This is a genomic window from Knoellia sp. 3-2P3 (assembly GCF_029223115.1).
Classification (GTDB): Bacteria; Actinomycetota; Actinomycetes; order Actinomycetales; family Dermatophilaceae; genus Pedococcus_A.
Genome location: NZ_JARGZE010000005.1, coordinates 367,762 through 378,197, shown reverse-complemented (window position 1 = coordinate 378,197; position 10,436 = coordinate 367,762). Strand labels below are relative to the sequence as shown.

General features: G+C 71.3%; 9 protein-coding genes and 1 pseudogene. 4 read left to right on the top strand and 6 right to left on the bottom strand.

All coding sequences use genetic code 11. The features are described from left to right. Positions 1–523: 523 nt before the first annotated feature. Together aqpZ and P0Y31_RS16290 are read left to right on the top strand one after the other, a co-directional pair. On the top strand, positions 524–1,330 hold the full coding sequence (gene aqpZ / locus P0Y31_RS16295; protein WP_275871285.1) for an aquaporin Z: 807 nt from the start codon (positions 524–526) through the stop codon (positions 1,328–1,330). A gap of 129 nt (positions 1,331–1,459) precedes the next feature. Then, entirely contained in the window at positions 1,460–3,676 is a 2,217-nt protein-coding gene (locus P0Y31_RS16290) for an NADP-dependent isocitrate dehydrogenase (protein ID WP_275871283.1), read from the top strand. Between the two features lie 81 nt (positions 3,677–3,757). Here the strand turns inward: P0Y31_RS16290 and P0Y31_RS16285 are convergent, their stop codons facing one another. The 5 genes and pseudogenes from P0Y31_RS16285 to P0Y31_RS16265 all read right to left on the bottom strand — a co-directional run. Continuing rightward, complete coding sequence (locus tag P0Y31_RS16285; RefSeq protein WP_275871281.1) at positions 3,758–5,239, bottom strand: cryptochrome/photolyase family protein; 1,482 nt, start codon at positions 5,237–5,239, stop codon at positions 3,758–3,760. 110 nt (positions 5,240–5,349) lie between these two features. Next, a complete protein-coding gene (locus P0Y31_RS16280; RefSeq protein WP_275871278.1) occupies positions 5,350–6,141 on the bottom strand; it encodes a slipin family protein in 792 nt (263 codons plus the stop codon). Positions 6,142–6,351: 210 nt separating this feature from the next. Further along, positions 6,352–6,987 carry a hypothetical protein gene (locus P0Y31_RS16275; protein ID WP_275871276.1) on the bottom strand — a complete coding sequence of 212 codons (636 nt, stop codon included), beginning with the start codon at positions 6,985–6,987 and terminating at the stop codon, positions 6,352–6,354. Continuing rightward, positions 6,984–7,388 (bottom strand): GNAT family N-acetyltransferase, encoded by a 405-nt coding sequence (locus tag P0Y31_RS16270; RefSeq protein ID WP_275871305.1) that lies wholly within the window; start codon positions 7,386–7,388, stop codon positions 6,984–6,986. Before P0Y31_RS16270 ends, P0Y31_RS16275 begins: the two co-directional genes overlap by 4 nt. A gap of 177 nt (positions 7,389–7,565) precedes the next feature. Continuing rightward, positions 7,566–7,976: pseudogene (locus P0Y31_RS16265) on the bottom strand (NUDIX domain-containing protein); the annotation flags it as partial. Between the two features lie 101 nt (positions 7,977–8,077). On the opposite strand from P0Y31_RS16265, the gene P0Y31_RS16260 reads away from it, so the two are divergent. Next, positions 8,078–9,070, top strand: a complete 993-nt coding sequence (locus tag P0Y31_RS16260; RefSeq protein ID WP_275871274.1) for a malate dehydrogenase — start codon at positions 8,078–8,080, stop codon at positions 9,068–9,070. Positions 9,071–9,164: 94 nt separating this feature from the next. Here the strand turns inward: P0Y31_RS16260 and P0Y31_RS16255 are convergent, their stop codons facing one another. Then, on the bottom strand, positions 9,165–9,557 hold the full coding sequence (locus P0Y31_RS16255; protein WP_275871271.1) for a VOC family protein: 393 nt from the start codon (positions 9,555–9,557) through the stop codon (positions 9,165–9,167). A 91-nt stretch (positions 9,558–9,648) separates the two neighbouring features. Here P0Y31_RS16255 and P0Y31_RS16250 point away from each other — a divergent pair, with 91 nt between their 5' ends. Further along, entirely contained in the window at positions 9,649–10,434 is a 786-nt protein-coding gene (locus P0Y31_RS16250; RefSeq protein WP_275871269.1) for a TetR/AcrR family transcriptional regulator, read from the top strand. Positions 10,435–10,436: the final 2 nt, after the last annotated feature.

Here is a 10,436-nt window from a genome sequence, read left to right as displayed (position 1 = left end):
AACCAAAGGAAAATCGAATCGAAAAGCACATCCCCAACCATCAAGCTGGTTCAGACACCCCTCGAGACGAGGTAATTGGCATCGATTTTTGACACGCTGTTGAGTTCTCAAGGTTCGGACGCGCACCATTCACTTCGCTTTTCAGCGGGAGTGTCCGGGGCAACCCTTCTAATTTACTCGCTTCGCAACTTGGGCGTCAAATCCGGCTCCTTCGTGAGGAGCGACCGGATCGAGCGCGCTTGGCGTTCGGCGATGGCATAACTGTAGCACCGTTTCCGGGGGCCCGTGACCACCCCCGGGCAGGGCCCCGACCGAGGGGCCGGAAGGGGCCGGTCGCCCCCTCGCTGACCTGCGCGAACGCGCCCCCACAGCGCTTCAGGGCGCTCTGGAGAGCTCATCCGGTGTGCTCCGGTGGCCCACGGGATCCGGCTTCCCCGGAAACCCGGCCACGCGGCATACCGAGGAGGACAGTGGTGGCAGGGACACCGGGTCGCGCCCGTGGCCCCAGGGGATGGGAGGAACCATGCGTACTCCTGCGATGAGCTCGCGGCTGGGCGCGGAGGCGCTCGGCACCTTCTGGCTGGTCTTCGGCGGGTGCGGCAGCGCCATCTACGCGGCGGTCTTCCTGGCCCCCAACGTGGTGGCGGGCCAGAGCGTGCAGCTCGGTATCGGCTTCCTGGGGGTCGCCCTGGCCTTCGGCCTGTCCGTGATGACGATGGCCTACGCGGTCGGCCACGTCTCCGGGGCGCACTTCAACCCCGCCGTCACGATCGGTGCGGCCGTGGCCGGGCGCTTCCCGTGGCGGGACGTGCCGGCCTACGTCGCCACCCAGGTGGGCGCCGGGCTCCTCGCCGGCGCCGCGCTCTACGCGGTCGCCCGGGGCAGGGACGGGTTCGACGCCACGGGGAACATGGCCGCCAACGGCTACGGCGAGCACTCCCCCGGCGGCTACAGCCTCGTGGCCGTGCTGTGCGCGGAGGTCCTCCTGACCGCCTTCTTCCTCTACATCATCCTCGGCGCCACGGACGCACGGGCGCCCGTGGGCTTCGCGCCCATCGCCATCGGTCTGGGGCTGACGCTGATCCACCTCATCTCGATCCCGATCAGCAACACGTCGGTCAACCCGGCGCGCTCCACGGCTGTCGCGTTCTTCAACGGCAACGGTGCACCGGCCCAGCTGTGGCTCTTCTGGGTGGCGCCGATCGCCGGCGCAGCCATCGCGGGTGCCACCTACCACGTCATCACGAGCATCGACCGCCGCACGGAGGACATCTCCGGCGAGATCCGCGCCGAGGACCTGCCACCGACGGCAGGTGGGGCAGCTCGCTGAGGTCGGCACCCCGGTCGCGGCCGGAGGCGCGTTCGCTAGCCTGAACAGCGCGTTCTTCTCACGAGCGCCGCCAGTGCGCCCGCCTTTCGCGCGCCCGCAGGACCCGACGACAGCAGGAGTGCCGCCTTCATGGCCAAGATCATCTACACCCTCACCGACGAAGCGCCCATGCTGGCGACCTACTCGTTCCTCCCGGTCATCGAGGCGTTCGCCGGCACCGCCGGCGTCGAGGTCGAGACCCGCGACATCTCCCTGGCGGGACGCATCATCGCGGCGTTCGACGACCGCCTGCCGCAGGAGCAGCGGATCGGCGACGCGCTCTCCGAGCTCGGTCAGCTGGCCACCACCCCGGAGGCCAACATCATCAAGCTGCCGAACATCTCGGCGTCGGTGCCGCAGCTCAAGGCCGCCATCGCCGAGCTGCAGGCCCAGGGCTACGCGCTGCCGGACTACCCGGACGAGCCGACCACCGACGAGGAGAAGGACGCCCGCGCCCGCTACGACAGCGTCAAGGGCAGCGCGGTCAACCCGGTGCTGCGTGAGGGCAACTCCGACCGCCGTGCGCCCCAGGCCGTGAAGAACTACGCCCGCAGGCACCCCCACTCGATGGGCGCCTGGAGCGCCGAGTCCAGGACCCGGGTCGCCACCATGGGCAAGGACGACTTCCGCTCCAACGAGCAATCGGTGGTCATGCCGGCCGACGACACCCTCACCATCCAGTTCGTCGGTGAGTCGGGCACCACGCCGCTGAAGGAGAACCTCAAGGTCCTCGAGGGGGAGGTCGTCGACTCCACGGTGATGCGCGCCGCCGCGCTCGACGCCTTCCTCAAGGAGCAGGTCGCCCAGGCCAAGGCCGACGACGTCCTGTTCTCCGTGCACCTCAAGGCCACGATGATGAAGGTCTCCGACCCCATCATCTTCGGCCACGTCGTGCGCGCGTTCCTCCCCGAGGTCTTCGAGACCTACGGCGCCGAGCTCGCCGCTGCCGGCCTCTCCCCCAACAACGGCCTCGGCTCCATCCTCGGGGGGCTCGACAAGCTGCCCGAGGGCGTCCGCGACGAGGTCCGCGCCGCCATCGAGAAGGGGCTGGCCGACGGCCCGCGCCTGGCGATGGTCAACTCCGACAAGGGCATCACCAACCTGCACGTGCCGAGCGACGTCATCGTCGACGCCTCCATGCCGGCGATGATCCGCACCTCCGGCCACATGTGGGGCCCGGACGGCGAGGAGCACGACACCCTCGCGGTGATCCCCGACAGCTCCTACGCCGGTGTCTACCAGGCCGTCATCGACGACTGCCGCGCCCACGGCGCCTACGACCCGACCACGATGGGCTCGGTGCCCAACGTCGGCCTCATGGCGCAGAAGGCCGAGGAGTACGGCAGCCACGACAAGACCTTCGAGATGACCGAGGCCGGCAAGGTCCAGGTCGTGGGCAGCGCCGGCGACGTGCTCATGGAGCACGACGTGCAGCCGGGTGACATCTGGCGCGCCTGCCAGACCAAGGACGCCCCGATCCGCGACTGGGTCAAGCTGGCCGTCACCCGCGCCCGCGCCTCGCAGACGCCGGCGGTGTTCTGGCTCGACCCCGAGCGCGCCCACGACGCCAACCTCATCGCCAAGGTCGAGCAGTACCTGCCCGAGCACGACACCGAGGGCCTGGACATCAAGGTCCTCTCCCCCGTCGAGGCGGCCAAGCTCTCCGTCGAGCGCATCCGCCGCGGTGAGGACACCATCTCGGTCACCGGCAACGTGCTGCGCGACTACAACACCGACCTGTTCCCCATCCTCGAGCTGGGCACCAGCGCCAAGATGCTCTCGGTCGTGCCGCTGATGAACGGCGGTGGCCTGTTCGAGACCGGCGCCGGCGGCTCCGCCCCCAAGCACGTGCAGCAGCTCGTGCAGGAGAACTACCTGCGCTGGGACAGCCTCGGTGAGTTCCTCGCCCTCGCCGAGAGCCTGCGCCACATGGCGACGACGGCCGACAACCCGCGCGCGACGGTGCTCGCCGACACCCTCGACCGGGCGACCGAGCGGCTGCTCAACGAGAACAAGTCCCCGGCCCGCAAGGTCGGGCAGATCGACAACCGCGGCAGCCACTTCTACCTCGCGATGTTCTGGGCGGACGAGCTCGCGAAGCAGACCGACGACGCCGAGCTCGCACAGGCGTTCGCGCCGCTCGCGGAGTCGCTGAGCGCCAACGAGGAGGCCATCACGGCCGAGCTCATCGGCGTGCAGGGCCAGCCGGCCGACATCGGCGGCTACTACCGCCCCGACGAGGCCAAGGCGTCGTCGGTCATGCGCCCGTCGAAGACCTTCAACGAGGCGCTGGCGTCCCTGCGCTAGCCGCAGCGCACCACCCACCCCGGTATGCCGGGTGGTCACCACGCGTGGTGACCACCCGGCATACCTGTCTGAGGGTCCTGGTCAGGGGGCCGCGTCGCCGCGGGAGCGCTCCTGCGCGACGAGGTCCTCGAGGTCCGCGAGGCGGTGGCGCTGCTGGAGCGGGCGGGCGAGGCGCGGGTTTCCCTCGAGCCGCTCCGCGTTGCGGTCGAGGTAGGCCCAGTAGCCGGCGGTGAACGGGCACGCGTGCTCCCCCACCCTGACCTTGGGGTCGTAGCGGCAGCCTCCGCAGTAGTCGGACATCTTGTTGATGTAGGCGCCGCCGGAGACGTAGGGCTTGGTCGCCATCGCCCCGCCGTCCGCGTGCTGGCTCATGCCGACCACGTTGGCCGGCATGACCCAGTCGTAGCCATCGACGAACCGGGTCTGGAACCACTCCGTGAGCTCGTCCGGGTCGTAGCCGCGCTGCGCGGCCCAGCTGCCGAGCACCATCAGGCGCGGGATGTGGTGCACCCAGCCCCGGTCCCGCACACCGGCCAGCACGTCGTGCAGGCAGGCGGCGTCGACCGCGTCGACGTCGAGGTCGTCGAACCAGGGCGGGAGCGGCTCGTGCGCGGCGAGGGCGTTGCGCCGCCGGTACGTCGGGCCGAAGTGCCAGTAGAGGTGCCAGACGTACTCGCGCCACCCGATGACCTGGCGCACGAAACCCTCGACCGACGCCAGCGGCGCCTGCCCCTCCTCGTACGCCCGGACCGCACGGCGCACCACCTCGACCGGGTCCAGCAGGCCCAGGTTCAGCGTCGGGGAGAGCAGGCTGTGGGCCATCGCCCAGTCCCCGCGGAGCATGGCGTCCTCGTGCGGCCCGAAGGCCGGCAGCCGTTCGGTGACGAAGCGCTCGAGCGCCGCGAGGGCCTCGCGGCGCGTGGCGGCGAAGAGCCTCGGGCCGTCGCTGCCGACGGTGCTCACGACGCCGTCGCGCTCCCAGCGGTCGAGCTCCTCGCGCACCTGCGCGTCGATCTCGTCCTCCCGCGGGCGGTAGGGCGCCGGTACGTCGAGGTGGTCCTGCCCCCTGGGCGGCGGCTCCCGGTTGTCCTGGTCGAACGACCAGCGCCCGCCGACGGGACGGCCGTCGTCGACGAGCAGGTCGAGCCGCTGGCGCTGGAACCGGTAGAAGTCCTCCATGCGCAGCCGGCGGCGACCACCGGCCCACTGCGCGAAGTCGGCGCGGGCGAGGCTGAAGCCGGGCGTCGGGTCGACCGCCTCGACGCGGCCGTCCTCGAGCAGGCGGTGGACGAGGTCGGCCGCCGCACGGGACGTCGGTTCGTGGACCCGCACGGTCTCACCGAGCTGGTCGAGGGCCTCGTTGTACGTGCGCGTGCGCAGCAGCACCGCGGAGTCACCGAGCTCGGCCGCCCGGTGCCGCAGGGCCGACAGCAGCAGGTGCAGCTTCTGCCGGTGGTACCGGCGCCGGGCCAGCGCTGCGGTGCTCTCGACGAGCAGGACGCCCTCGCGCCCCGACCGGAAGTGCGGGCCCAGCTGGTCGGCGAAGAGCCAGCGCCGGGTCATGGTCTGCATCCTCGCCGACTTCGCTGACCACCGCCCGGTGACCTGAGGCACCTGCTGACGGGTGACGACCCGGCACACCCATCTCCAGGATGGCTACGCGGTCTCCAGGGCTACGGGAAGGACATCTCGCCGTTGCGGTCGCTCACGGGCAGCGGTGCCGTCGGCGCGGGGAGGCGTGCGGACTCGTCCTTCTCGCGCTGCAGGAACTCGAAGGCCGTTCGGGTGCTCTCGAAGAACTGCGCCGGGAAGATGATCGTGGAGTTCTTCTCGACGGCGATCTCGGAGAGCACCTGCAGGTTGCGCAGCTGGAGCGCGATGGGGCTCCTGGCTATCACGTCGGCGGCCTCGGCGAGCTTGCCGACGCTCAGCGCCTCGCCCTCGGCGGCGATGATCTTGGCGCGCTTCTCCCGCTCGGCCTCCGCCTGCTTGGCCATCGCCCGCTGCATCGACGAAGGCAGCTCGATGTCCTTGAGCTCGACCAGTTGCACGAGCACGCCCCACTGCTCCGTCGTGACGTCCAGGACCCGCTTGATGGCCTCGTTGAGCGCCTCGGTGTTGCTGAGCACCTCGTCGAGGGTGGAGCGGCCGACCATGTTGCGGACGGTCGTCTGGGCGTACTGACCGACGGCGGACTCGACGTTCTCGATCTCGATGATGGAGCGCACCGGGTCGACCCGCCGGAAGTAGGCGACCGCGGCCACGCCGATGGAGACGTTGTCCTGCGTGATGATCTGCTGCGACGGGATCGGCATGGTGACCGTCCGCAGGCTCACCTTCTCCATGCGGTCGACCAGCGGGATCATGAACCGCATCCCGGGCTCCCGGACGTTGCGCAGCTTTCCCAGCCGGAACACCACGCCACGCTCGTACTGCCTCACCACGGCGACACCCAGCCTCGGCATCGTCACCACCTCCTGGAGTCACCTCCACGCTTCGGCGGGCTCGGCTCGTGCTGCCAGAGTCCTAGGTCCCCCAAGTGGGCGGGGCCGGCCGCGACGGTGGTCACGGTGACGCCCTTGCCGGCGGGCTCGGAGCGCAGGCCGGGAACCTCGACCGGCGGGCTCGACGCCACTGACACGACAGCGAGGGGTGCGGCGCGCCGGACGGGGCCATCAGGCGCGCCGCTCCATCCAGACCTCGCGGCGGACCTCCGCGAACCAGGCGTGGTCGTCCTTGCTGCCGTGGGCCATGACGTAGGGCTCCACGGCCTCGAGGTCGCGCAGCAGGTCGCGCTTGCCCTCCGGGATGTGTGCCGCGACGGCGGCATCCATGGCCGAGAGGATCCGGCGGGTCGCCTCGTCGTACTGCTTACCGGGGCCGCGCGGGTTGCGCTTCGACAGGTCCCTGCGGAGCCGCTTGAGCATCACCTCGACGTGGGTGCGCACGTGGGTGAGCCCGAGGTCGGCGCGGCCGTGCTCGGCGAACAGATCGAGCACGGCCTGGGCCGGTTCGTCGGGGAACGGCGAGGTGCTGCTCCAGTACCGCTTGGTCCTGGTGAGGTGGTACTGCAGCAGTGGCTCCCAAGCGCCCTCGGCGGCATACCGCCGCTGGAGCGGCAGCCGCAGGGCCCAGTCGGTGTCGAAGCACATCGCCTTTGCCAGGTCGAGGTCCTCCTCCTCGACGCGCATGGTCCGGGACGCCGCGTTGCTGATCTTCTCGAAGTCGACGCGGAAGTCCTTGAACCGTGGGCTCGCCTCGGCGACGAAGCGCTCCCCCAGCGCGACGAGGTCGCCCTCGAGCCTGCTCATGCCGTCTCCAGGTGCAGCTTCAGGCCCTCGTGCGAGGCGACGAACCCGAGCCGCTCGTAGAAGCGGTGGGCGTCGGTGCGCTGCTTGTCGGTGGTGAGCTGCACGAGGGTGCAGCCGCGGGCCCGGGCCTCCTCGACCGCCCAGAGCAGGAGCGCCTGGCCGAGCCCCTGCCCCCGTTGGGAGTCGGCCACCCGGACGGCCTCGACCTGGGCGCGGAGCGCGCCGCCCCTCGACAGGCCCGGCAGGACGGTCAGCTGGAGGGTGCCGACGACCTCGCCCGCGGCGTCGGCGACGACGAGCAGGTGCGCCGGGTCGGCGTCGATGCGTTCGAAGGCGGCGAGGTAGGGCGAGAGGTCGCCGGGATGCTCGCGGGACTCGCCGAGCGCGTCGTCGGCGAGCATGGCCACGATGGCCGGCACGTCGTCGCGGCGGGCACGGCGCACCGCCACCGGCTCCGGACCCACACCATCGAGGACCACGAGCGGCTCGGGCCCGGCGGACCGGTCCGGACGTCCCGCCGCCTCGAACCAGGCCGCGCCGTCGAAGGCGAGCGCGAGCTCGAGCTTGCGCCGCGACGACTCGGCCATGCCGGCGGGCAGGTCGTTCGGCGCGAACCAGCCCACCGCGGTCGACTCGTCGTCCGCCACCCGCGCCTGACCGGAGACGGCGCGACACAGGAAGCAGAGGTTGACGTACTGCGCCCGGTCGCCGTTGGGGTGCGTCACCTGCGGGGTGACCCACACACTGGTGAGCCCGACGACCTCGACCCCGACGGCGGTCTCCTCCTCGACCTCGCGCACGAGCGCCTCTGCGGGCTGCTCCCCCGGTTCCAGGATGCCGCTGACGAGCGCCCACTGACCGTTGTCGGAGCGCTGGTGCAGCAGCACCTCTCCCCGCTCGTTCAGCACCGCACCGCTGACGCCGGGCAGCAGGAGCAGCTCGTTGCCCACGTGGCTGCGCAGGTACCGGACGTACTCGGGGATCGGCATGGGCCGGAGCCTAGCCACCGAAGGAGCCCTGCGCGGGACCCTGCTAACGTCGCGATGGTCCGTGAAGGACCCTCCCAACCCAGCGATGTGAAGGGCCAACCGTGAGCACAACCCCCGTCAAGGTCGCCGTCACCGGCGCGGCCGGCCAGATCGGCTACAGCCTCCTCTTCCGGATCGCCAGCGGTGCGCTGTTCGGCCCGGAGACCCCCGTCGAGCTGCGCCTCCTCGAGATCACCCCCGCCCTCAAGGCCCTCGAGGGCGTCGTCATGGAGCTCGACGACTGCGCCTTCCCGACGCTGGCCGGGGTGGAGATCGGCGACGACCCCAACACCATCTTCAACGGCGTCAACCACGCCCTGCTCGTCGGCGCCCGCCCGCGCGGCCCGGGCATGGAGCGCGGCGACCTGCTCGAGGCCAACGGCGGCATCTTCGCCCCGCAGGGCAAGGCCCTGAACGAGGTCGCGGCCGACGACATCCGGGTCACGGTGACCGGAAACCCGGCCAACACCAACGCCCTCATCGCGATGAGCAACGCGCCCGACATCCCGCGCGAGCGCTTCTCGGCCCTGACCCGCCTCGACCACAACCGCGCCATCTCGCAGCTGTCGGCCAAGCTGGGCGTGCCGGTCACCGAGATCACCAACATGACGATCTGGGGCAACCACTCGGCGACGCAGTACCCCGACCTGTTCAACGCCAAGGTCTCGGGCAAGAACGCCGCCGAGACGGTGGACGACCAGGAGTGGCTGGAGAACACCTTCATCCCCACCGTCGCCAAGCGCGGCGCGGCCATCATCGAGGCTCGCGGCGCGTCCTCGGCTGCCTCGGCGGCCAGCGCCACCATCGACCACGCCCGCGACTGGGCCCTGGGCACCGCCGAGGGCAACTGGGTCTCGATGTCGGTCTGCTCCGACGGCTCCTACGGCGTGCCCGAGGGCCTCATCTCCTCGTTCCCCGTCACCGTCAAGGACGGCCGCTGGGAAATCATCCAGGGCCTCGAGGTGAACGACTTCTCCCGCTCGAAGATCGACGCCTCCGTCAAGGAGCTCGAGGAGGAGCGCGACGCCGTGCGCGGCCTCGGCCTCATCGGCTGACGTCGACTCCTCCACACGACAGCGGCCCGTCCCCCACAGGGGCGGGCCGCTTCGTCGTGTGCGGGCGGGTATGCCGAGTGGCCGGCTCCCGCGCTCAGCCCTGCGGGGGCTCGTGCACCCACTGCACGAGCTGGTAGACGACGCCGTTCGGGTCGGCCACCTGGGCGTAGCGCTCGCCCCAGGGCTCGGTCTCCGGTGGCGTGACGACCGTGGCCCCCTCCGCCTGCAGCCGGGCGAGCTCGGCGTCGACGTCGTCGACCACGAAGACGACGAGCAGGCCGTCCGCTGGACCCGCGACCGAGGCGGGCTTGAACGTCTCGAGGCCGGTGCGCAGGAAGATGAGGTTGAAACCCGCCTCCGGGTGCCGCAGGGAGGCGAAGCCGTCGGCCTCCATCTGGAGGCTGAAGCCGAGGTGCTGCTCGGCCCAGCGGGCGGAGGCCTCGACGTCGGCGACGTTGAGCGACAAGGCGGACTCGGTGATGTGCATGCGGGTCTCCCGGGTGGGTGGCGGACAGGCGGGCTCGCCGTACTTCGTACGACGTACGGCATACAACGTCGTCTCTGGCAGGATCATTCCCATGCCCGCCGACCGCACCGGCGCCGGTGACCCGGACCGCACCCTGGCCCTGCTGTGGCGCCACTCCGGCGACGACGCGCCCGCCCCGCGGCGTCGGGGGCCCCGGCCGTCACGCAGCGTCGACGACGTGGTCGAGGCAGCCCTGGCCCTCGCCGACGAGCGCGGGCTGGACGCCGTCACCGTGCGGGCCGTCGCCGAGCAGGTCGGCGTGGCCCCGATGTCGCTCTACACCTACGTGCCGGGCCGCGCCGAGCTGCTCGACCTCATGGTCGACGCCGTCTACCTCAGGATGGACCGCCCGCGTCGGCGCAGCCGGTCGTGGCGACGCCGGGTCACCGCCGTGGCCGAGGCCAACCGGGCGCTGTTCGAGCAGCACCCCTGGGTCGCCGAGGTGGCCGCCTCGAGCCGCCCGCCCCTCGGGCCGGGCGTGATGGCGAAGTACGAGCACGAGCTGGCGGCGTTCGACGGCACCGGCCTCGGCGACGTCGAGACCGACGCGGCACTGGCCTTCGTGCTCGGCTTCGTGCAGAACCACGCGAGGGCCGCTGAGGCCACCCGGCGGGCGCAGGTGGAGTCGGCGATGGACGACACGGCGTGGTGGGAGGCCAACGCCCCGCTGCTGGCCCGGGTGCTCGACCCCGCCGCCTACCCGCGAGCGGCGCGCGTCGGGAGCGCGGCGGGCGCGGCGCAGGGGTCTGCCCACAACCCCGAGCACGCCTGGACGTTCGGCCTGGCCCGGGTGCTCGACGGCCTGGCGGCCCTGGTGGACGAGCGCGGCGCGGGTTGAGC